Source organism: Kitasatospora purpeofusca (genome assembly GCF_036010405.1).
Taxonomy (GTDB): Bacteria; Actinomycetota; Actinomycetes; order Streptomycetales; family Streptomycetaceae; genus Kitasatospora; species Kitasatospora purpeofusca.
In genome coordinates this window covers 6,554,893-6,577,176 of the sequence record NZ_CP108561.1, presented here as the reverse complement: position 1 = coordinate 6,577,176, position 22,284 = coordinate 6,554,893, and the positions used below count along the sequence as shown (strand labels likewise).

The 22,284-nt window shown below is 75.2% G+C and carries 16 protein-coding genes; 2 read left to right on the top strand and 14 right to left on the bottom strand.

Annotation, left to right across the window (positions count from 1 at the left end; translation table 11 throughout):
* Positions 1 to 31 precede the first annotated feature (31 nt).
* The 6 genes from OG715_RS28740 to OG715_RS28715 all read right to left on the bottom strand — a co-directional run bounded on the left by OG715_RS28740 (position 32) and on the right by OG715_RS28715 (position 7,084).
* On the bottom strand, positions 32 to 1,780 hold the full coding sequence (locus OG715_RS28740; protein ID WP_266274366.1) for a solute symporter family protein: 1,749 nt from the start codon (positions 1,778 to 1,780) through the stop codon (positions 32 to 34).
* Positions 1,777 to 2,220 carry a DUF485 domain-containing protein gene (locus tag OG715_RS28735; protein WP_266274367.1) on the bottom strand — a complete coding sequence of 148 codons (444 nt, stop codon included), beginning with the start codon at positions 2,218 to 2,220 and terminating at the stop codon, positions 1,777 to 1,779. The genes OG715_RS28740 and OG715_RS28735 overlap by 4 nt, the downstream gene beginning before the upstream one ends.
* Positions 2,221 to 2,436: 216 nt before the next feature.
* On the bottom strand, positions 2,437 to 3,141 hold the full coding sequence (locus OG715_RS28730) for a response regulator transcription factor (protein WP_266274368.1): 705 nt from the start codon (positions 3,139 to 3,141) through the stop codon (positions 2,437 to 2,439).
* Complete coding sequence (locus OG715_RS28725; protein ID WP_266274369.1) at positions 3,138 to 4,304, bottom strand: sensor histidine kinase; 1,167 nt, start codon at positions 4,302 to 4,304, stop codon at positions 3,138 to 3,140. The genes OG715_RS28730 and OG715_RS28725 overlap by 4 nt, the downstream gene beginning before the upstream one ends.
* Before the next feature lie 30 nt (positions 4,305 to 4,334).
* Positions 4,335 to 4,820, bottom strand: coding sequence for a DUF1453 domain-containing protein (locus OG715_RS28720; protein ID WP_266274370.1), 486 nt, complete (start codon positions 4,818 to 4,820; stop codon positions 4,335 to 4,337).
* Between the two features lie 152 nt (positions 4,821 to 4,972).
* On the bottom strand, positions 4,973 to 7,084 hold the full coding sequence (locus OG715_RS28715) for a DNA gyrase/topoisomerase IV subunit B (protein WP_266274371.1): 2,112 nt from the start codon (positions 7,082 to 7,084) through the stop codon (positions 4,973 to 4,975).
* Positions 7,085 to 7,633: 549 nt separating this feature from the next.
* On the opposite strand from OG715_RS28715, the gene OG715_RS28710 reads away from it, so the two are divergent.
* The gene (locus OG715_RS28710) at positions 7,634 to 7,864 is read left to right on the top strand and encodes a DUF7455 domain-containing protein (RefSeq protein WP_266274372.1); all 231 of its coding nucleotides are present in this window, start codon (positions 7,634 to 7,636) and stop codon (positions 7,862 to 7,864) included.
* A 230-nt stretch (positions 7,865 to 8,094) separates the two neighbouring features.
* On the opposite strand, the gene OG715_RS28705 is transcribed toward OG715_RS28710, so the two are convergent.
* The 7 genes from OG715_RS28705 to OG715_RS28675 all read right to left on the bottom strand — a co-directional run bounded on the left by OG715_RS28705 (position 8,095) and on the right by OG715_RS28675 (position 18,509).
* Positions 8,095 to 8,904 (bottom strand): S1 family peptidase, encoded by an 810-nt coding sequence (locus tag OG715_RS28705; protein WP_407661136.1) that lies wholly within the window; start codon positions 8,902 to 8,904, stop codon positions 8,095 to 8,097.
* A 343-nt stretch (positions 8,905 to 9,247) separates the two neighbouring features.
* Positions 9,248 to 10,897 (bottom strand): RNA polymerase sigma factor, encoded by a 1,650-nt coding sequence (locus OG715_RS28700; protein WP_266274373.1) that lies wholly within the window; start codon positions 10,895 to 10,897, stop codon positions 9,248 to 9,250.
* A 644-nt stretch (positions 10,898 to 11,541) separates the two neighbouring features.
* Positions 11,542 to 12,474, bottom strand: coding sequence for a FadR/GntR family transcriptional regulator (locus OG715_RS28695; RefSeq protein ID WP_323182238.1), 933 nt, complete (start codon positions 12,472 to 12,474; stop codon positions 11,542 to 11,544).
* A 109-nt stretch (positions 12,475 to 12,583) separates the two neighbouring features.
* On the bottom strand, positions 12,584 to 13,504 hold the full coding sequence (locus OG715_RS28690; protein ID WP_266274375.1) for a hypothetical protein: 921 nt from the start codon (positions 13,502 to 13,504) through the stop codon (positions 12,584 to 12,586).
* A gap of 3 nt (positions 13,505 to 13,507) precedes the next feature.
* Complete coding sequence (locus OG715_RS28685; protein WP_266274376.1) at positions 13,508 to 15,178, bottom strand: ATP-binding cassette domain-containing protein; 1,671 nt, start codon at positions 15,176 to 15,178, stop codon at positions 13,508 to 13,510.
* A 252-nt stretch (positions 15,179 to 15,430) separates the two neighbouring features.
* Positions 15,431 to 16,189 carry an NUDIX hydrolase gene (locus tag OG715_RS28680; RefSeq protein ID WP_266274377.1) on the bottom strand — a complete coding sequence of 253 codons (759 nt, stop codon included), beginning with the start codon at positions 16,187 to 16,189 and terminating at the stop codon, positions 15,431 to 15,433.
* 187 nt (positions 16,190 to 16,376) lie between these two features.
* The gene (locus OG715_RS28675) at positions 16,377 to 18,509 is read right to left on the bottom strand and encodes a glycogen debranching N-terminal domain-containing protein (RefSeq protein WP_266274714.1); all 2,133 of its coding nucleotides are present in this window, start codon (positions 18,507 to 18,509) and stop codon (positions 16,377 to 16,379) included.
* 690 nt (positions 18,510 to 19,199) lie between these two features.
* Between OG715_RS28675 and OG715_RS28670 the strand changes: the two genes are divergently transcribed.
* Positions 19,200 to 20,516 (top strand): alpha/beta fold hydrolase, encoded by a 1,317-nt coding sequence (locus tag OG715_RS28670; RefSeq protein ID WP_266274378.1) that lies wholly within the window; start codon positions 19,200 to 19,202, stop codon positions 20,514 to 20,516.
* A gap of 148 nt (positions 20,517 to 20,664) precedes the next feature.
* Here the strand turns inward: OG715_RS28670 and OG715_RS28665 are convergent, their stop codons facing one another.
* The gene (locus OG715_RS28665) at positions 20,665 to 22,224 is read right to left on the bottom strand and encodes a DUF4192 domain-containing protein (RefSeq protein WP_266274379.1); all 1,560 of its coding nucleotides are present in this window, start codon (positions 22,222 to 22,224) and stop codon (positions 20,665 to 20,667) included.
* Between the last annotated feature and the right edge of the window lie 60 nt (positions 22,225 to 22,284).

The window sequence follows — 22,284 nt, the reverse complement described above, 5'->3', positions numbered from 1 at the left end:
GTCGGCCGGACCACGGCCGGGAGCCTCGCCGTCAGGCGGCCCCGGCCCCGGTCAGGGCCCGGACCTCCAGCTCGGCGTACCGGTCCGGATCGGCCGGCTCGGGCGAGGTGAGGGTGCCGATCCACCCGGCCAGGAAGCCGAGCGGGATGGAGACGAGGCCCGGGTTCTCCAGCGGGAACCAGTGGAAGTCCACGCCGGGGAAGAGCGCCACCTTGGTACCGGACACGACCGGCGAGAAGGCCACCAGCACCACCGCCGGGATCAGCCCGCCGTACACCGACCAGACCGCGCCGCGCGGGGTGAACCGCCGCCAGAACAGGCTGTAGAGCAGCACCGGCAGGTTGGCGGAGGCGGCCACGGCGAAGGCCAGGCCGACCAGGAAGGCGACGTTCAGCTGCTGCGCGAAGAGGCTCAGCACGATCGCCACCGCGCCGATCCCGACCGCCGCGATCCGGGCGACCAGCACCTCCTGGCGCTCGGTGGTCGCCGGTGCCCCGTCCTCCGTCCGCTCCGTCGCCGTTCCGGTCGCGGCGTCCGCGCCGCCGCGTGCCCGCCGGGAGGCCGGGACGAGGGCCCGTCGGCCACGTGCCCCCCGCTGCCGCCGACGGGGACGCCCCCGCCAGGCGCCCGCCCAGATGTCGTGGGCGAAGGCCGCCGAGGAGGCCAGGGTGAGCCCGGCGACCACGGCGAGGATGGTGGCGAAGGCGATCGCCGAGATCACCGCGAACAGCACCACCCCGCCGGTGGAGCCGTTGCCACCGCCCAGCACCAGGGCGAGCAGCGGGACGGCGGTGTTGCCCGCCGCGTTGGCGTGCCGGACCTCCGCCGAGCCGACCAGTGCGGTGGCGCCGAGGCCCAGCGCGATGGCCATCAGGTAGAAGCCGCCGACCAGCCCGATCGCCCACATCGTCGAGCGCCGGGCGGCCCGGGCGGTGGGCACGGTGTAGAAGCGGGACAGGATGTGCGGCAGCCCCGCGGTGCCGAGCACCAGGGCGAGGCCGAGGCTGAAGAAGTCCAGCCGGCTGGTGAAGCTCTTGCCGTACTTCAGCCCGGGCTCCAGGTACCGCTGACCGGCGCCGCTGTGCTGGGCCGCCTGCCGCATCAGCTCGGCGACGTCGCCGTGGAAGCGCACCAGCAGCAGCACCGTCAGCAGCACCGAGCCGGCCACCAGCAGGAACGCCTTGACGATCTGGATCCAGGTGGTGGCCCGCATCCCGCCGACCGTGACGTAGACGATCATCAGACCGCCCACCGCCACGATGGTCCAGGTCCTGGCCTCGGCGCTGTTGGTGCCGAGCAGCAGGGCGACCAGACTGCCCGCGCCGACCATCTGGGCGACCAGGTAGAACAGCGTCACCACGACGCTGGCACCGCCGGCCGCGGCCCGGACCTTGCGCCGGCGCAGCCGCAGCGCCAGCACATCGGCCAGGGTGTACCGGCCGGCGTTCCTGACCAGTTCGGCGACCAGCATCAGGACGACCAGCCAGGCCACCAGGAAGCCGATGCTGTAGAGCACGCCGTCGTAGCCGAACAGCGCGATCAGCCCGGCGACGCCGAGGAAGGAGGCGGCGGAGAGGTAGTCGCCGGAGAGCGCGAAGCCGTTCTGCAGCGGCGTGAAGTCGCGGCCGCCGGCGTAGAAGTCGTCGGCGCCGCCACCGCGACGGCGGCCGGCCCAGAAGGTGATCCCGAGGGTGACCAGGACGATGACCGCGAACAGCACCACGGCCAGGTCGTGGTGGTCGCCGGCGGGGGCGACGGGGGGCGGGGTGGCGGTCCTCATCGCAACTGGTCCTGGGTGTCCCAGCGCAGCGACAGGGCGGCCCGGTCGCGCTGGGTGCGGGCGTTGCGGGCGTAGAGCCAGGTCAGCAGGAAGGTCGTGGCGAACTGCAGCAGGCCGAGCAGCCAGGCCACGTTGACCGGGCCGGCGACCGGGGTGCGCATCAGCCCGGGGGCGGCGGCCTGGGCGGCCACGTACAGCAGGTACCAGGCGAGGAACACGCCGCTGACCGGGAAGACGAAGGACCGGTAGCTGTGGCGGATCCGCTGGAAGGCCAGGCTGTTCTGGACGGAGCGGTAGACCTCGGTGCTGGCGTCGTCCGAGAGTCCGGCCCCGGGGCCGGTCGCGGGACCGGTCGCGGGAACGACCCCGGCCTGCGGCGCCGGGGGCGTCAGGGGTTCCGGGGATGCCGGGGATGCCGGGGGCGCCGACAGCGGAGGCACCCCCGATGGCGCCACCGGTGGTGATGCCGGTGCCGAGGCCCACCAGTCCACCCGTCCGCCCGGCTCTGGACTTCTCGTCTGCGGTTGTGGCACGGCTGCTCCTGGACCGGGGGGTTGTGACCCGACCCATCATGGGGTCGCCCCAACTCCCCAAACTCCCAACGCAGATACGTTCACTCGATGAGGTGATCGATGATCCGACAGACGCTCATCCGACTACTGCGGCGACCCGGTGATTCCGTGTCGGAAGGCGTACGCGACCGCTTGCGCCCGGTCCCGCACGCCGGTCTTGGCGAACAGGTTGTTGATGTGGGTCTTCACGGTGGCCGGACCGACGTACAGCCGACGGGCGATCTCGGTGTTGGAGAGGCCCTCCGCGATCAGCCCCAGCACCTCCGCCTCCCGCGCGGTCAGCCCGTCCGGCGGCTCCGCGGCCGGCACCGCGGACGGCGCCGAGGACGGCTCCCCCGACGGCGCCGGGTCGGCCGCCCCCGACAGCCGCTCCAGCAGCCGCAGTTGCACCTGCGGCGAGAGCCCGGCCGCCCCCGAGCGGACGTCCGCGATCGCCCGGGCGATCTCCTCGCCGCCCGCGTCCTTGGTCAGATACCCCCGTGCCCCGGCCCGCAGCGCCGGGAACAGCGACTCGTCGTCGGCATAGGTGGTGAGCACCACGACCTCGGTGCCCGGGTACCCGGCCCGGATCCGCCGGGTCGCCTCGACGCCGTCGCAGCGCGGCATCCGCAGGTCCATCAGCACCACGTCCGGACGGTGCCGCGCGACCAGCGCGACCGCCTCCTCGCCGTCCGCCGCCGCACCGACCACCTCGATCCCCGGCAGCAGCCCGAGCAGCATCACGATGCCCTCGCGGACCACGGTCTGGTCGTCCGCGACCAGCACCCTGGTCACCGCCGGCCCCGTCATGCGGGCACTCGCAGCAGCACGCGCCATCCTCCCTCGTGCGGGCCCGCCAGCAGGCTGCCGCCGAGCAGTTCGGCGCGTTCGCGCATCCCCAGCAGACCGTACCCGCCACCGCTCGCCGCCAGCCCGCCGGGCACGTCCGCGCGCCCCGCGGCCTCGTCCCGCACCTCCAGCTCGACCTCCTCGGGCAGATAGCGCAGTTCGACGGTGCAGCGCGCGCCGGGGGCGTGTTTGCGCACATTGGTCAGTGCCTCCTGCGCCGTGCGCCGGACCGCGAGCCCCGCCTCGGCGGCCAGTGGACGGGGCATCCCGGCCACCCGGAACTCCGCGCGCTCCCGCCCGGTCAGCTCCACCAGGTAGTCGCCGACCGGGGTGAACTCGCCGCGCAGCGCCGACAGCGCCTGCCTGGTCTCGGCGAGCCCGTCCTGCGCCATCCGCCGGGCGGCCACCACCCGCTCCCTGACCTGCTCCCGGTCGGTGCCGGCGTCCAGCATCAGCCGGGCCGCCTCCAGGTGCACCAGCTGGGCGGAGAGGCTGTGCGCCAGCACGTCGTGGATCTCCCGGGCGATCCTGGCCCGTTCGGCGAGCGCCGCGCTCTCCGCCTCGGCCGCCCGCGCGGCCCGCTCCTGGACGAGCAGCCGCCGCGCCGTCCCCCGCGCCTCGACGTCCAGCCGGAGCAGGTAACCGAGCAGCAGCAGTCCGCCGCAGGTGGCCGCGATGCTCAGGGTGCCCGCCCAGCTGACCGCCGCGTACGAGCCGAGCGAGGCCCCGGCGGTGAGCAGCGCCGGCCCGGGCGGCAGCCGGATCAGCGCGGTCACCGCCAGCCCGTACCAGAGCACGTCGGCGAGCAGGTAGGCGTGCCCCGCGTTGGCCAGCCAGGCGGTCGCGGACAGCCCGGCCGCCAGCGCGTACGCCGGCACCGGGCGCTGCTCCCGGCAGGCGTGCAGGAAGCCGGCGACGAGCACGACCGCCGTGACCAGCCCGGCGACCTCGGCCACCACCGCCCAGCCGGAGTACCGGCCGTCGGAGAAGGTCCCCCAGCAGACGGTGGTCAGCAGGGCGAGCCGGCCGAGCCCGGCGAGGATCCGCCGGGGGCGGCTGACGGCGTCGTGCTCCAGCCCCTCGCGGGACGGCCAGCCGGTCCAGAAGCGGTCGGCCTCGACCAAGGGGGTGCCTCCTCGTACGCGCGGCGGTGGTCAGGACGTCAGGGTGACCCGCCCCAGGGGCAGGAGGGACCGCGCCCTCCAGTGCACCACGAGCGAGCGGACCAGCAGCAGGACCGCCAGGCTCAGCAGCAGCGCGCTGCTCGACTGCCGCAGGTGCAGCGCCGCCCCGAGCCCGAACAGGCCGGCCCTGACCGCGACCGTCCCGCCCCAGGCGGCCAGCGTGGCCCGGGTGCCCCGGGACCAGAGCGCCCCGTCCGCGTCCCTCCACAGCCGGACGGTCCAGCCCCACACCGAGCCGGCCGCGAGCACCGCGACCGTGCCGCAGCCGAGCAGGACGACGGACCAGACCGTGTCCCGCCGGTCGATCAGCTGCGGATCCCGCAGCGCCACGACGGCGAGGACCAGCGGCAGCAGCCAGAAGCGGCGGTCGGTGTCCAGGAGCCGGGGGCGCATCTGGCGCCGGAGCACGAGCACCATCACCACGACCACGAGCGCGGCGTCGACCAGGGTGGGCATCGGGGTTCTCCGTCCGGGGAGGCTCTGTCCGACCTCCCCGACGCTACGGATCCGCCGCCCGCGGCTGATCGGAGCCGAGGTGGAGGGCGGGTGGAAACCGATGCGAAGGGGCCCTCCACCCACGGGTGGAGGGCCCCTTCCGGCGCGGTCGCTCAGGCGTCGATGCGCGAGCGGTCGAGAGTGGCCGCCGAGTCCACGATGAACTCCTTGCGCGGTGCCACGTCGTTGCCCATCAGCAGGTCGAAGACCTTCTCGGCCTGGTCCAGGTCGCCCAGGTTGATCCGGCGCAGCGTGCGGTGGCGCGGGTCCATGGTGGTCTCGGCCAGCTGGTCGGCGTCCATCTCGCCGAGGCCCTTGTACCGCTGGACCGGTTCCTTCCAGCGCAGGTTCTTGCGCTGGAACTCCAGCAGGGTGGAGCGCAGCTCGGCGTCCGAGTAGGTGTAGTGGTACTTCTCCTGGCCGCGCTTGGGGTTGGTGAGCTCGACCCGGTGCAGCGGCGGCACGGCCGCGAAGACCCGGCCCTGCTCGACCATGGGCCGCATGTACCGCTGGAACAGGGTCAGCAGCAGGCAGCGGATGTGCGAGCCGTCGACATCGGCGTCGGCCATGAAGATGACCCGGCCGTAGCGGGCCTGGTCGATGTCGAAGGTGCGGCCCGAACCGGCCCCTATCACCTGGATGATCGCCGCGCACTCGGTGTTCTTGAGCATGTCGCTCACGGACGCCTTCTGCACGTTGAGGATCTTGCCGCGGATCGGCAGCAGGGCCTGGAACTCGGAGTTGCGGGCCAGCTTGGCGGTGCCGAGCGCGGAATCGCCCTCGACGATGAAGAGTTCGCTGCGCTCGACGTCGTCGCTGCGGCAGTCGGCCAGCTTCGCCGGCAGCGAGCTGGTCTCCAGCGCGGTCTTCCGGCGCTGGGCCTCCTTGTGCTGGCGGGCGGCGACCCGGGTCCGGGCGGCGGCCACCACCTTCTCCAGCACCGCCCGGGCCTGGACCTTCTCGTCCCGCTTGCCGGAGGTGAGGAAGGTCTTGAGCTCCTTGGCGAGGACGGCCGCGACGATCCGGTTGGCCGCCGAGGTGCCGAGCACCTCCTTGGTCTGGCCCTCGAACTGCGGCTCGGCCAGGCGGACGGTGACCACGGCGGTGAGTCCCTCGGTGGCATCGTCCTTGGTGACGTCGTCCTCGGCGACCCGCAGCAGCTTGGTGGCCCGCAGCACCTCGTTCACGGTCTTGGCCAGCGAGCGCTCGAAGCCGGTGACGTGGGTGCCGCCCTTGGGGGTGGCGATGATGTTGACGAAGGAGCGCAGCGTGGTGTCGTAACCGGTGCCCCAGCGCAGCGCGATGTCCACCCCGAGCTGCCGGGTGACCTCGGTCGGCGTCATGTGGCCGAGCTCGTCCAGGACGGGCACGGTCTCCTTGAAGGTGCCCTCGCCGTGCAGCCGCAGCACGTCGCTGATCGGCTTGTCCGGCGCCAGGAACTCGCAGAACTCGGCGATGCCGCCGTCGAAACGGAAGGTGCTCTCGTCGACCTGCTCGCTCTCGGTGAGCCGCTCGTCACGCACGAGGATGGTCAGGCCGGGGACCAGGAAGGCGGTCTGCCGGGCCCGGTTGTGCAAGTGCTCCAGCGAGAGCTTGGCGTCCTTGAGGAAGATCTGCCGGTCCGCCCAGTAGCGGATGCGGGTACCGGTGCGGGCCTTGGGCACCTTGCGGGTCCGGCTGAGGCCGTTGGCAGCCTCGAACGGGGCGTCCGGGCCGGCCTCGGTGAAGATGCCGGGGGTGCCGCGCCGGAAGCTGATCGCATGGGTGTGGCCGCTGCGGTCGACCTCGACGTCCAGCCGGGCCGAGAGCGCGTTGACCACCGAGGCGCCGACGCCGTGCAGACCGCCGGAGGCCGCGTAGGAGCCGCCGCCGAACTTGCCGCCGGCGTGCAGCTTGGTCATCACGACCTCGACCCCGGACAGCCCGGTCTTGGGCTCGACGTCGACCGGGATGCCGCGTCCGTTGTCGCGGACCTCGACCGAGGAGTCCTCGTGCAGGACGACCTCGATCCGGTCGCAGTAGCCGCCCAGCGCCTCGTCCACCGAGTTGTCGATGATCTCCCAGAGGCAGTGCATCAGACCGCGGCTGTCGGTCGAGCCGATGTACATGCCGGGACGCTTGCGGACCGCCTCCAGGCCCTCCAGGACGAGCAGGTGCCGAGCGGTGTAGTTGGAACCGTCGTCGCCGGCCAGCAGAGCGGACGGCACGGTCGTTTCGGCACTCACGCGGCACTCTCCTCGGTGAAGTTCTGTCTCATCGGTCACATCCGGGCAGATCCGGACAGGTGCGGAGCGTCCGCCAGTGCAGCACACCGCACCGACAGCCGTTCCCCTCCGTGTGCGCACCCCTCCGCTGGGTGCACAGCACGGCGGGCCGGTCCCGCGCAGCTTGTACGCGCTCCGCGAACAAGAGCCGTGCCGGATTCGGGACGCCGGGGCTCCATCTCCTCCCGGTACCACTGCTCCTGGCGGGCCGTGGGACCGGGCACAGGCTCCGGAACTGCCGTTATGCAGGCTACCGGGGCCCGGGACGGGGCTTATGCTCCAACCCAGCAGAGGATTATGCTACGCGGACTCCCGCACCCGGTTCCGATCGGGCGTTCGAGCCGCGGGCGGATCCTGGGATCCGGTACGCATGAACCACCGGCCCCCGGGGCACGTCCTCATCAACGACAGCAGAATCCTCAGAGAAGAAAAGCCACGAGCGGGAACGTTTTCGGCCTGGTTGGATGTTGACCCTGGTACGACAGCTCGTCGAGCTAGAGAAGAGGCGACGTGACTACTGTTCTGACCCCTGCGAGCCCGCTCACCGCGGCTGACCGCTGCGACCGCTGCGGCGCCCAGGCTTACCTGCGCGTCGTACTCGCCAGCGGTGGAGAGCTGCTCTTCTGCGCCCACCACGGCCGGAAGTTCGAGCCGGAGCTCAAGAAGATCGCCGTGGAGATACAGGACGAGAGCAACCGCCTCGGCACCACTGCCGCCACGGCCAACGAAGACGAGCGCTGATCCCGGGCGCCGCCAGCAGCAGACCGACGTCGAGCTGTGTCCGGTCGCACACCGCGTGCGACCGGGTGAGCCGGGCGACCGCCCTCCTGGGGCCGGCCGCCCGGCTTCGTCGTTCCCGGACCGCCCATCCCGGACCGGCCGCTCCCCGACCGCTCGGCCCCGGACCGCCGACCCCCGGCCCCATGGGCCCCGGTGGTGGCCCGATCGGGCGGCGGTCCGTGCCCGTTCGGCTACAGGAGGGCGCGGACCGCGTCGGCGACCGAGGCGATCCGGGTGTAGACACCCGGGTGGGCGGCCTCGGCGCAGCCCGTCCCCCAGGACACCAGCCCCGCGAGCCGGCCCGCGACCACCAGCGGCCCGCCGCTGTCGCCCTGGCAGGCGTCCTTCCCGCCCCGCTCCTCGCCCGCGCACACCATGCCCCGGGCGTCGAAACGCCCGTCCTGGCCGCCCGGGTAGGCCTGGGCGCAGGTCTGGTCCGCGATGACCGGCACGTCCACGCCCCGCAGCTGGGGCGAGTAGTCACCGTGGCCGGTGGTGTCCCCCCAGCCGTAGACCCGGGCCGGGGTCCCCGCGCGGTACGGCTCGGTCTCGCCCTGGCCGACCAGGTCGATCACCGGCCGGCTCCCCTGCGACTCCGCGAGGGTGACCACCGCCACATCGTTCATGTTGGTGGTGAACGAGTAGTCGGGGTGGATCCGGACCTCCCGCACCTCCACCTCCCGGCCGACCGTGCCGCGCAGGTCGTCCCGGCCGACCACGACCCGCAGCCCGGGCCGGTCCACCTGGTGCCCGCCGGACTCGTCGTAGAAGCAGTGCGCCGCCGTCACCACCTTGGTGGGGGTGACCAGCGCTCCCCCGCAGAACTGGCCCGAGCGGCCGGAGCCGAACTGCTGCCGGCTGGCCAGCGCCACCACCCAGGGGTGGTCGCCCGTGCTCTCGGCCGTTCCGCCGACGATCCGCCCCTGCGGCCGGGCGTGCGCGGCGGCGCCGGCCGGGCCGAGCACCAGCAGCGGCGCGGGCAGGGCGGCCAGCAGCGTCAGCACGGCGGCCCTGCGGTACCGGGGCGCCCGGGCGGGAGCGGGCCGGGCGGTCACCCGGGCCGCGCGCGCGGCGGGGCGGGCGGCGCGGGGCGCGTCGGTCGGCGGGTCGGCGCGGTCCGGACGGTCCGGGGTGGGCGGCACCGTGTCTCCAGGTGGCTCGGCAGCAGGCAACCGGCACAGCGTAGGTGACCGGCCACGGTCCGCGACCGCTCAGCGGCGCACCGCCACCCGGACGAGCGACAAGGGCCACCCGGACGGTGACGTCCGCCCCTCCCGAACAGCCGGAAGGCCCGGAGCGCGGAGCTCCGGGCCTTCCGGTCGGACGTCGGTACCGAACCGTCGATCAGTCCAGGTAGTCGCGCAGCACCTGGGAACGCGACGGGTGACGCAGCTTGGACATGGTCTTCGACTCGATCTGGCGGATGCGCTCACGGGTGACCCCGTACACCTTGCCGATCTCGTCGAGCGTCTTCGGCTGACCGTCCGTCAGGCCGAAGCGCATCGAGACCACGCCCGCCTCGCGCTCGGACAGGGTGTCCAGGACCGAGTGCAGCTGCTCCTGGAGCAGGGTGAAGGAGACCGCGTCGGCCGGGACGACCGCCTCGGAGTCCTCGATGAGGTCACCGAACTCGCTGTCGCCGTCCTCGCCGAGCGGGGTGTGCAGCGAGATGGGCTCGCGACCGTACTTCTGGACCTCGATGACCTTCTCGGGGGTCATGTCGAGTTCCTTGGCCAGCTCCTCCGGGGTGGGCTCGCGGCCCAGGTCCTGGAGCATCTGGCGCTGGACGCGGGCCAGCTTGTTGATGACCTCGACCATGTGCACCGGGATACGGATGGTGCGGGCCTGGTCGGCCATCGCTCGGGTGATCGCCTGGCGGATCCACCAGGTCGCGTAGGTGGAGAACTTGTAGCCCTTGGTGTAGTCGAACTTCTCGACCGCACGGATCAGACCGAGGTTGCCCTCCTGGATGAGGTCCAGGAAGAGCATGCCGCGACCGGTGTAGCGCTTGGCCAGCGAGACCACCAGGCGGAGGTTGGCCTCCAGCAGGTGGTTCTTGGCCCGGCGGCCGTCCTCGGCGATGATCTCCAGCTCGCGCTTGAGCTTGGGAGCGAGCTTGTCGGCGGCCGACAGCTTGTCCTCGGCGAACAGGCCGGCCTCGATCCGCTTGGCGAGCTCGACCTCCTGCTCGGCGTTGAGCAGCGGGACCTTGCCGATCTGCTTCAGGTAGTCCTTGACCGGGTCGGCGGTGGCACCGGCGACGGCCACCTGCTGGGCCGGGGCGTCGTCCTCGTCGTCGTCGGAGAGGACGAAGCCCTCCGACTCCTCCTCCGGGGCGTCGCCCTCGGCGGCGGGCTTGTCGCCGGGCAGGGCCACGTCCTCGAGGACCTCTTCCTCGCCGAGGCCCTCCTCCTCGCCGGCCTTGCCGGTCTTGGCGGTGGTGGTCTTCTTGGCGGCGGCCTTCTTGGCCGGCGCGGCGGTCTTCTTGGCGACGGCCTTCTTCGCCACGGCCTTCTTGGCGACGGCCGCCTTCACCTCGGTGCCGACGGTCGCCCCCTCGACGGTGATCTCGGCGGACACGGTGCTGACCGGCGCGGCGGCGGCCGCGACCGTCGGAGTGGAGACGGGCGCACCGGGCGCGATGCGCACGGGCGGCTTGGTCGGGGCCGACGGGGCGGCCGGGTTCCGGGTGGTGACCGCCTTGGTCGCGGTGCGCTTGGCGGGGCTCTTGGCAGCAACGCTCTTGCGCTTGGCGCCGGCCGGTTCGGCCGCGCTGACCATGAGGTCCACCCCCTCCTCAATCAGAACCTGGTTGAGGCTGCGCATGACGTTCTTCCACTTGGTGACCGGGATCTGGTCCGCCTCGAACGCCTGGCGTACGTCGTCACCGGCGATCTGCCCCTGGGCCTTGCCCCGCTCGATGAGCGCCAGCAGAGCCGCGGACTCGGCGATCTCGGGGGGAAGTGAACGGGATGTGCTGGCCGACACGAACAACCTCTCGGACGATGAGTGGACTCGAACCCGTACCGGCCGCCCGAGCGGGCGGGGAAGGAGATCGCGCGTCGGGCACGCGGTGTCGATTCCGACCGACTCGGGTTTGAGGTCTGGGTTTGCAGGACGGCAGCAGCGCCGCGGACCAACACAGCATTCTGACACGTTGGGTTATTCCGGAGCTGCTCCCGCTCAGGAGACATCGCTGCTGCTCGTCAAGTGTTACGCATGGCCTTCGTGTCGCGGGTCACACCGGTGGGCGGCCGCGGCCCGGGGCCGGCCTCCATCATCCCCCACCCGCGACCCAACCATTCACCATGGACACGCCATTCCACTGTCCGGCGGGTGCGGGCCGGCTCCGAACCGCCGTCGGGACACCCCTTCCTCCTCCTCCGCCTCCCTTTCGCCCGCCGTTTCCTCCACCCCCTCCGCCCCTCCGTTTCACCCCCCGTCTCGCCCGGCCGCTCCGCGCGGCCCCGGACGTACGGAGACCCCCCGGCCGCACCGTGGCGGCAGCCGGGGGGTCGGGGGTCGCGAGGGGGACTTCGGGAGGCCGCGGAGGAATCGCGGACGTCGGACCACGACGGGTCGGGTCGGGGAGCAGGTCGCGGGGCGGGGCGGCGGTGTCCGGTCGCCGAACGGTCCGCTCAGTGCTCCCGGGGCGCCGGAACGGAGGGCTCGATCTCGGGGTGGACGGTGAGCAGCGCCCGCATGGTGTTCTCGGCGGCACTGCCGTCGCCGGAGCCGAGCGCCTCCACCAGCCGGGCGTGCATCCCGACCGAGGCCTCCGAGGGCCGCTCGCAGGCGGTGGCCGGACCGCCGGACACCTGGAGCGCGCAGGCGACGATCCCGGAGAGGTGCTCCAGCATGCGGTTCCCGGCCAGCTGCAGGATGAGCACGTGCAGCTCGGTGTCGGCCCGGGCGTAGGTGGCGAGGTCCGCCTGGGCGCAGGCGTGGCCCAGGATCTCGATCAGCTCGGCCATCCGCTGCTGGACGTCCTCCCGGCCGTGGCCGGAGGCCAGCCGGGAGGCCAGCGGCTCGATCGCCCAGCGCAGCTCGAACAGCTCCCGGCGCTGCTCGTCGCGCTGCGGGCCGAAGGCCCGCCACTCGATGATGTCCGGGTCCAGGAGGTTCCAGTCGCTGACCGGACGGACCCGGGTGCCGACGTTGGGGCGGGCGCTGACCAGGCCCTTGGCCTCCAGCACGCGCAGCGACTCGCGGACGACGGTGCGGGAGACCTCGAACCGCTGGCCGATCTCCTCCGGGACGAGCGGCCGGTCGGCACCGAGGTCGCCGGAGACGATCATCTGGCCCAACTGCTGGACGAGCTGGCCGTGCAGGCCTCGGCCCCGGCTGCTGGTGGTCTTGCGGCCGACCCGGGCGAGGTCCGACTCGGCGCCCTCCCAGCGGGGCGCCGGCGGGATGGGCCGGTCGGCGTAGGAGTAGCGGTCCAGGTCGGCGGAGCCGGGGATGGCCCCATCGGCGGAACGGGCGGGGGTCATGGTGGGGTGCGCAAGGGTACTCACAGCTCCTTTGTCGGCGATCCGCGGGCACAGCTTGAGAATTCTCGTGAAAAGCACACGAAAGGGTGATCGCCCGTGACTGGATAATTGACTTCTTATCAGGGTGAACCACTCATTACGGTCACCATTGGTCGATCTTGGCGAACCGCCCCGGCCCGCCGCGGGCTCAGAGCGCCCGGCGCCGGGCCTGCACCACCAGGGTGACCAGCAGCAACACCAGCACCGGCGCCACCGCGGCGGCCTGCAGCACCGGATCGGTCAGGGCCGGAGCCGCCGACACCGCGCCGCCCCCCGCAACCCGGCCGTCCCCGCCGTACACCCATCCGCACGCCCACTCGATCCCCGACGGGAACGGCAGCAGCTCCGCCGCCCGGGCCGGCCAGGGCGTCCCGCTCTGCCGCAGCACCAGCGCCACCGCGGACTCCAGCAGCGGCGGCAGGGCGCAGAGCAGCAGCACCCCGGCGGTGGCGCTCCGGGTCAGCGCGGCGGTCAGCACCCCGGTCCAGCCCGCCACGACCACCAGCAGCACGAAGGCCAGCAGCGCCGTCGGCGCCCCCTGGCCGGCCACCAGGGCCAGCGGCGCCGCCACCGGCGGCAGCATGTCGAGCCCGCCGGGACCGGACGGGGCCAGCGCCTCCGCGACCCGGGCGGACAGCGCGGCCGGGTCCGACCAGGCCGCCACCGTCACCCCGGCGGGCAGGGCGAAGTGCACGGTCACCGCGTCGACCAGCAGCGTGACCAGGGCGAGCATCGCCGCGAGGGCGCCGGTCACCGTCAGCTTGGCCGTCAGCAGCCGGACCCGGCGCGGGTAGGACACCTGGGAGGCCGCCAGACCCCGGTGCCGCACCTCGTGGCCGTACGCCAGCGCGCCCAGCACCCCGGCGCCCAGTGCCGCGAACGGCAGCGGCACCAGCGGCACCGCCGCCGTCAGCAGCCGCACCGCGGCCGCGCCGCCGAGGGTCCGGTCCCCCACCTGGCCGGCCAGCACGCCGGCGACCACCGCGTTGCAGACCACCACGAGTCCGAGCAGCAGCCAGGTCGAACGCAGGCCGCGCACCCGGCGCAGCTCATAAGCCAGAACACGCACGGTTCACTCGCTCCGAAGGTCAGAGGTGGCGGGGACAACGGGCCCGGTCGGGTTCGCACCGACCGGGTTCGCACCGATCCGATCGGGCCCGGTCGGGTGCGCCCCGGGTGCGGCCGACCGGTCGGGCGCGGGCTGCTCGGCCCGGTCGGGCTGCGGGCGGGTGACGCGGCCCAGGCGGACGGTGTCGTCGCCCAGCAGTCCGTCGGCCGCCTCCCCCGGGCGCCGGTGGGCCTCGGCCCCCGGCACGGCCGCCGGGGCCTGTGCCGAGCGCGCCAGGCCGGTCAGCCCGTCCCGGAAGAGCCGGTCCACCGCGACCACCGGGGAGGTCTCGTCCTCCCGCCGGCCGCTGCTGCGGCGCCCGGTCCGCACGGTCCCGACGGCCTCGGCGGGCACCCGGGCCGCCTCGGCCGCCTCGGCCGTGCCCCGGGTGACGGCCCGGGCGCCGCGGCGGGGCCCCGGCGCGGCGGACGCGGTCACGGCCGACGAGCCGCCGGCCGGGGGCGGCGCGACCGGCAGGGCGAGAGTGGGTGCGGGCTCCGGGTCCCGGCCGGCGGCGGCCAGTGCCCGGGACCGCGCCACCGGCATCGCCACCGTCCGGTCGGCCTGTTCGGCCTGTTCGGTGCATCCGGTCCGTTCGGCCCGGACCGCGGTCACCGCCATCGCGTCCTCGGGCACCGGCGCGTCCGTAGCCGTCGGTGCCATCGAGGTCGGGGCCGCCGTCGCAGCTGCGGCTCCGGGCGTCCGGGGGCGGCCCGGGCCGCTCGCGACCACCCTCAGGTCCGCCCGGGGGGCCGGCCGCTCGACGACCCGGTCGGCGAGCTCGTGCAGCAGGATGCCGTGGCGGTAGGCGAGTTCGCCGATCTCGGTCCGGCCGACGCCGGACACCGCGAGTTCGGTCCCGCCGTCCCGCCGGACCTGAGCGCCCTGACCGGCCAGCAGATCGGCGAGCCGGGCCATCTGGGGGCCCCGCACCGCGACCTCCGGGCTGAGCCGGGTGCGCCGGAACTCCGTCACCGACTGGTCCGCCGCCAGCCGTCCCCGGTCCAGCGTCACCACCCGGTCGGCGAGCTGCGAGGCCTCCTGCGGGGTGCGGGTGGTGACCAGGACCGTCCCCCCGTCCGCGGCGAAGGAGCGCAGGAAGGCGTGGAACCACTCCACGTTGCGCGGCGAGAGGCCTTCGGTGGGCGCGTCCAGGAGCAGCGTGCCGGGCTCGCCGAGCAGAGCGGCCGCCAGGGCGAGCCGCCGGTGCATGCCCGGTGAGTAGGTGCGCAGGCGCTGCTCGGCGACAGCGGCGAGCCTGGTCCGCTCCAGGAGTTCGTCCGCCCGCCTGGTGGGCGCGCCGACCGCGGCCGCCAGCATCCTCAGGTGTCCCCGGGCCTTCCGGCCGGGGTGCCCGGCCAGGTCGGACGCCCCGGGGGCGTCGGCGGATCCGGACAGGAGCACGCCGACCTCGCGCTCCGGCCGACGCAGCCGGCGGTAGGTGCGGCCGTCGAAGAGGGTGACGCCGCGGCCCCGTTCGAGTTCCAGCATCAGCCGCAGCGCGGTCGACTTGCCCGCCCCCTCGGGACCGAGCAGGGCCGTCACCGCGCCCGGGCGGGCCTCGAAGGTCAGGTCCAGCAGCACCGGGGGGCCTCCCCCTCGGTGAACCCTGGTCAGTCCGGTGATCTGGATCATCGCTGGCTGCTCCCATGCCCTCGGCCGACCTGGTCCGCGGCGCGCCGGGTCGCACCCGCACGGTTCCGCGCCAGCACATTAGGGGCCCGCGGCGGAGATTCCGGGCATTACGGGAGCGCCATGGGCCGACCGCCCGCACACCTCACCCGATCAGGGGACAATCCGATCCTGCGGCCGAGACCCGTGGGCCGGGCCGGGCGCGAGGTGCCGGCCCCATCGGGGAACCCGGTCGGACCGTGACGACCGGGCGGCTCAGGACTCCGGACGCAGCATCGGCGGGTTGAGCACACTGGCGCCGCCGGAGGTGAACAACTGGGCCGGGCGCCCGCCCTGACGGGTCGTCGTGCCGCCGGAGGGCAGCAGGAAGCCCGGGGTGCCGGTGACCTTGCGGTGGAAGTTCCGCGGATCGAGCACCACGCCCCAGACCGCCTCGTAGACGCGGCGCAGCTCGCCGACGGTGAACTCGGTCGCGCAGAACGCCGTCGCCAGCGAGGAGTACTCGATCTTGGAGCGGGCGCGCTCCACCCCGTCCGCCAGGATCAGCCCGTGGTCGAAGGCGAGCGGAACACCGTCGGCCCGGTCCGGGCCGAGGAGCTCGGTGACCGGGGCCCACCGGGCACCGCTCGCGTCGCCGCCCGCGCGCGGGGTCGGCAGGTCGGGCGCGAGCACCAGGTGGGCGACGCTGACCACCCGCATCCGCGGGTCGCGCTGGGGGTGGCCGTAGGTGGCGAGCTGCTCCAGGTGGGCGCCGGCCGCACCGGGACCGGCCGCGTCGTGCCCGGGGGCGGTGGGGGCGCGCAGGCCGGTCTCCTCGGCCAGCTCCCGCGAGGCCGCCTCGGCGAGGCCCTCGTCGGGGCGGACGAAACCGCCCGGGAGCGCCCAGTAGCCCTGGTAGGGCGGCTCGCCCCGGCGGACCAGCAGGGCACAGAGCGCGTGCTCGCGCACCGTCAGCACGACCAGGTCGACCGTGACTGCGAACGGGGGGAAGGCCGACGGGTCATAACGCGACATGGCGACGATCATAGTCGTCTCTCTGACGATAAGCACAGGCCCGGGTACGGACCGTGCTGGGACGGCCCTCCCGGCGCTCCCGGCGCTCCCTGCGCTGCCTGTGCTCCTTGCCGTCCGCCGTGCCCGGCCCGGCCCGGTGCGGTGCGGGCCGGACTGCGGCGGGCGGGCGGCGGAGGCGGTGGCGACGTCAGCGGGCCACCAGCTGGAGGTCCGCGGACGCCTCCTCGACCATCGCCACGCCGATCCGGCTGACCCGCACCGAGAAGGGCTCACCGGCGACCCGCAGTCCGGTCAGCTCCAGCTCCCCGAGCGGCGCGGTGCTGGCCGGACGGACCAGCACCCGCCCGCCGGGCACGTCCGGCCGGACCCCGGCGAGCGCGAACACCGCGTGCGCTGCCCCGGCGGACGAGACCGCGGCCGGCCGACAGGCACCCGGGTGCGGGACCGGCGGGGAGCCGGGCGTCCACTGCTCCCCCGCGTACATCTCGGGCAGCCGCCCCTCGAAGTGGGCCGCCGCCGCGAGCAGCCCCTCCAGCAGGGCCCCCGCCTCGTTCTCGTGGCCGGCCTCGGCGAGCCCGGCGACCGCGAGCGCGGTCTCGTGGACGCGCACCGCCCCGCTGCGGTGGCCGAGCGGGTTGAACCGGGGGGACTTGGCACTGAGCGTGCGCAGCCCCCAGCCGCTGTCCAGCTCGGGCGCCGCCAGCCGCTGGGCTAGCAGCCTGGTCTGCTCGCGGTCCAGCAGGGACTCGTGGCGGCCGCCGTCGGCGGCGAGGCCGGGATCGAGCAGGTGGACCAGGGAGGCGGCCACGGCGGGCAGCGGCTGCCCGCCCGGCGCGAGCCCGGCGGCCGGACGCCCGCCGGACAGGTCGTCCAGCCAGAACCGCTCGCGGAACCGGCCGCGCAGAGCGGCCGCCCAGTCCCGCCACTCCTCGGCGCCGGGCCGGCCGAAGGCCGCCAGCAGGTCGGCCCCGTGCAGGGCCGCCCGGTGCGCCTGGGCCTGGACCTCGGCCCTGGCCGGCACCGGGTGGGCGGCGCGCTCCTCGACCGGGCGGCTCAGGTCGGTGACGAAACCGTCCACCAGGCCCTCGCGCAGCGCGCCGAGCGCGCGCTCGGCGGCCGGGAGGAGTTCGGCGACCTCCGCCCGGGGCAGGCCCCACCGCCAGGCCTCGGCCAGCACGGTGACGAACAGCAGGGTGGCCTCGGTGGCGGTGCAGGTCGGCGGCAGCTCGGGTCCGCCGTGCCGCAGGGCGCCGGGCAGCAGCCCCTCGAGGCGGCGGCCGCCCTGGCCGGGAGCGCCCGCCCCGGCGGCGGACTGCTGCTGACGGCGGGCCAGGGCGCGCAGGGTCCCGGCGGCCAGCCGGGTGCCGAGCGGCAGGGTCAACCGGGCCGCCCAGAGCGCGTCGGCCGGGGCGAGGCCGAACCGCCAGGGAGCGCCGGAGGCCAGGTAGAGGTCGGTCGGCCGGTCCGGGTCGGCGAACAGCAGACCGCCCAGGGAGTCCAGGGAGCGCGACACCACCAGGGCCACCCGGGGGTCGTCGCAGCGCACCTCGGGCTCGGCCCAGGGCAGCGGGACGCCGGGGCCGCGCCCGCCGGGCGGGCGCGGGGCGGGCACCGTGCTCTCCAGCTCGGCCCGGAGCTCGACCGACCAGCGCGCGCCCGGCTGGACGTCGAGGTCCCAGCGCAGCACACCGGCACCGGCCAGCACGGCGTGCGGCGAGGGCTGGGCGCTGACCGTGGCGCTGTGGGTGGGCCCCGCCCAGCGCAGCCCCGCGGACTGGACCTGGCCGGGCAGGTCCGGCGAGCGGTGGCCGGCGGCGATCTCGGCGACCGGGCCGAGGTCGGTGGAGAGCGCGATCTCCAGCGGCAGCCGGGCCGGGCGGCCGCCGGCGTTGCGGACCGTGACGGTCTCCACGCCGTCGGCGTGCCGCAGCCGCTCGACGGTGAGCGCCGGGTCCGGGTCGAGGTCGCCGGGGAGGCGGACGGCCCCCAGGAACCGGGCCTGGGCCGCCGTGGTCAGGGTGCCCTGGAGCGGGAGCGGTTCGATCCCGCCGAGCCGTACCTCCATCCGGGCCACCACCCGGACGCCGGAGCGGTAGAACCCGTGCAGGCCGTGCCCGCGCAACTGGCCGTCCGGATCCGAGGCCGCCATCGCCGGCGCCTTCACACACAGCACCGCCTGGTGGACCGCGGCCGGCTGCGGGCGCGGCGGTGCGGACCTGGCCGGACCACCGGCGCCGGCCGGGTGGGCCTGGTCCGGCCGGCCCGCCGGTCTCGGCGCGCCGACCACACTCTCGGCCGGTGCGGCCTGTGGCGGCCTCATCGCGGTCACCGGACTCTCCTCCCCTCGGCGGTCCGGTGGCCGGTCAGGCCGATGGGCCGCGAGCATGCTCGATCGCGTACTGGTTCCGGACCGGCGGAATCCCCCGCCGGTCTGTGCCGTGTCTGGCCGTACCCGGTGCCGGGCCGTGCCATGCGGTGCCGGGTACCCGGTCGGTACCCGCCCCGCGTCGTTGGCCGCCGGGCGTTCTCGCGCCCGGAGGTCCCCGCCTCCCCGTTGCCCGGTCGGGCCCGACGGCCCGACCGCACCCCGCCGCCGGCCCCGGCCCCGTCCTGGCGGCCACCGGACGGCGGCCCGTTCCGGCGCCGCGTCGGGCGCCCCGTCCGACGGCACCGTCACCGGTGCCGGGTCGGGCCCCGGTCCGCCCCGCCCGCGGCGGTGGCGCCCGGGCGCAGGGCCCCCGGGGACAACGCCGGAGACCGGCCACAGGTCACGCCCGCCGTGCGTCCGGGGCCCGCCCGGTGCACCGCGACCGCGTGCTGCCCGCCGGGGCTGCCGATCCTTGGTCCCGGCCCGGCCGCACCGTCCGCCGGGTGGGCGGTCGCGGGCGGCTGCCGCCGGAGGCGGCCCCGGGCCGCGGCCAGGATACGGTGCGGGGGTCGCGGGCCCGCCACCGGCAACCCCGGGCGGAGCCGACGCGACCGCTGTGACCAGCAGAGACCGAGGAGTTGTATGTCGACCGCCAGCCGGCTGCCCGGGATTGCCTTCACCGAGCACGTCTTCCAGGTGCCGCTCGACCACGCCGCCCCACAGGGCGAGCAGATCGAGGTGTACGCCCGTGAGGTGGTGGCCTCGGGCCGGACCGGGGACACCGACCTGCCCTGGCTGCTGTTCCTCCAGGGCGGACCGGGGGGCAAGGCCGGCCGGCCGCTCGGCCGGGACGGCTGGCTGGAGCGCGCGCTCGACGACCACCGGGTGCTCCTGCTCGACCAGCGCGGCACCGGACGCTCCACGCCCGCCACCCGGCAGACGCTGGCCCGGCGGGGCGGGGCCGAGGAGCAGGCGGAGTACCTGGCGCACTTCCGGGCCGACTCGATCGTGCGGGACGCCGAACTGGTCCGCCGCCGGCTGCTCGGCGGGGACCGCCGCTGGAGCGTGCTCGGTCAGAGCTTCGGCGGCTTCTGCACCCTCACCTACCTCTCGATCGCCCCCGAGGGACTGGACCGGGCCTTCGTCACCGGCGGCCTGGCCGGTCTGCACAGCTCCGCCGCCGACGTCTACCGGGCCGCGTACCCGCGGGTCGTCGGCAAGAACGAGGACCACTACGCGCGGTTCCCCCAGGACGTCGACGCGGTGCGGCGGATCGCCGGGCACCTCGCCGGGACCCCGGCCACCCTGCCCGACGGCGGGCTGCTCACCGTCGAGGCGTTCCAGGCCCTCGGGATGCTGCTCGGCACCGGCAGCGGCTCCGGGACCCTCCACTACCTGCTGGAGGAGGCCTGGGTGGAGGGCGTGGAGGGCCCCGAACTCTCCGACACCTTCCTCGCCGGCGCCCAGGCGCAGCTCTCCTTCGCCCAGGGCCCGCTCTACGCCGTCCTGCACGAGTCGATCTACGGCCAGCGCTCGGTGGACCGGGCCGGGACCGCCTGGGCGGCCGAGCGGGTGCGCGCGGAGTTCCCGGAGTTCGACGCCCGCGCCGCGCTGGAGTCGGGCGCCCCGGTGCTGTTCACCGGGGAGATGATCTACCCCTGGCTGTTCGACACCGATCCCGCGCTGCGCCCGCTGAAGGACACCGCGGAGCTGCTCGCCGCCCGCACCGACTGGCCGGACCTGTACGACCCGGCCGTGCTCGCCGCCAACGAGGTGCCGGTCTTCGCGGCGGTGTACCACGACGACATGTACGTCGACACCGCCGACTCGCTGGAGACCGCGCGGGCCGTGCGCGGGGTGCGGACCTGGATCACCAACGAGTGGGAGCACGACGGCCTCCGGGTCAGCGGCGGCAAGGTACTGGACCGGCTGATCGCGATGGCGCGCGGCGAGGTGTAGCGCGCCCGCGCCCCGGGCCGCCCGGCAGTTCCCCGGTCGGCCGTCGGGGCGGCGGTCGGCCGGACGTCCGGGAAGGCGGCCCGGCGGCCGGCCGGTGGTGCGGCGCCGCAGGAGGCCCTCGACGGGCCCGGCCGGGCCGCCCCGGAGGTCACCGCGCACGGCGCTGCCCCCGCTCCGCCCCGCACGCGCCCCGGCGCCGGCGGACCCCGGGCAGGACGGCCGCCGCCCTGGGCGCCGGGCCGGGGACCCGCGCCCGGCCGAGCCCGCCCCGTCGCTCCGGCGGGGCGGGGGTGCTCCCGCTCCCGGGGCTCCGCCCGACACCGTCCGGCCCGTCCGGCCCGGTCGGCCGGCCGGGGGGCTCCGCCGTACCGGTGCTGTCGGCGGTGTCGGCGGTGCGGGAGCCGGGCCCCGGCAGGGTGTCGACGGGCGGCGAGCCCGTCACCGGGCGACCGCGCCGCCGTCGGCCCCGCCGGGCCTTCCCCCGCGCCGGAGCTCCCGCCCCCGCGCCGCCGGGACCGGGCGCACCACCGAGGTCCGGGCCGGGGGGCTCCGGAGCCGCCTCCGGCTCCGCGACCGCTGCCTCGCCCTCCGCCCGCTCCCGCTCGGTGCGGCGCTGCCGCTCCTCCTCGATGCTCACCAGCAGCACCTCCGGCGCGAACCCGCCGTTCATCGACTCGTAGAGAAGCTGCGCGAGCAGGTAGCCGGGGGCACGGCGGAGCGTGTGGCCGAGCACCACCCGCGCGGTCGCGGCGTCCCCCGCGACCCAGGACACCCAGGCCAGCAGGGTGAGCGGCGGAGCGGCGAACCGCTCGTGGGGCGCGACGCAGCGGGTGGCCAGGAACGTCCAGAGCCGCCGGGTGGGCGCGAGCTCGGCCGGGCGGGCGTACTCGGCGGCGCGGTCCCGCAGGACCCGGTCCTGGAGCGCCAGCAGCAACCGGGCCGCCCGGTCGTCGTCGAGCGAGACGGCCCCGGTCATGAACTCCGCGACGGCCGTGTCGACCAGCCGGGCGCCCTCCCGCCGGTCGAGCGCCCGCCGCCCGCCCGGGGCGGCTCCCGGTCCGGCCCCGGCCCGGGCGAGGGCCGCCCGCACGGACTCCGCCCCGGGCGGGCCGATCGGGGCCAGCCCGGCCAGGATCTCCTTGCGGCTGCCGCGCGGCGCCAGGCCCGCGACGGTCGCCGCGACCGCGACCGGCCCGGGCCGACGCCGGATCGGGTAGCCCCCGGGACCGCAGCAGCCCTCCCGGGCGCAGAGGTAGGACCACCAGCGACCCGCCGAGACGCAGAGCGACTCCTTGACCCGCACGCCCCGGCTCTCGAAGGACTGCCGCAGGCTCTCGGCGAGCGGCCGCAACCGCTCCGCCACCGGCGGGCCGTGCTCCCGCCCCGGCCCCCGCACGGCCGGATCCTGGCAGAGGTAGAGGAGCACCTGGACCGGCCGCTGCTCCTGCCGCTCGGAGAGCCGGACCATGAGGGCGGCCGTCTCCTCCGCGGCGGCCGGCCACTCGGCCGCGGACTCCGGGATGTCCAGCCGGATCACCCCGCCCTGGTGCAGGCCGGGCGGCTGCAGCCCGACGGCGACGATGCTGTCGTCCGGGAAGAAGCCGAGGAGATAGGGCAGCGCCTCGGCCATGTCGGCCGGGCCCCGCATGGTGAGCGAACGGCCGCCGGGACCGTCGCCGAAGGGAAGCGCGATGTGTTCGTTGCTCATGGCCCGAAGGCTGTCCCAATTTCCCGGGACCCTCGGAAAATTCTTCGGAATCTGTGGATA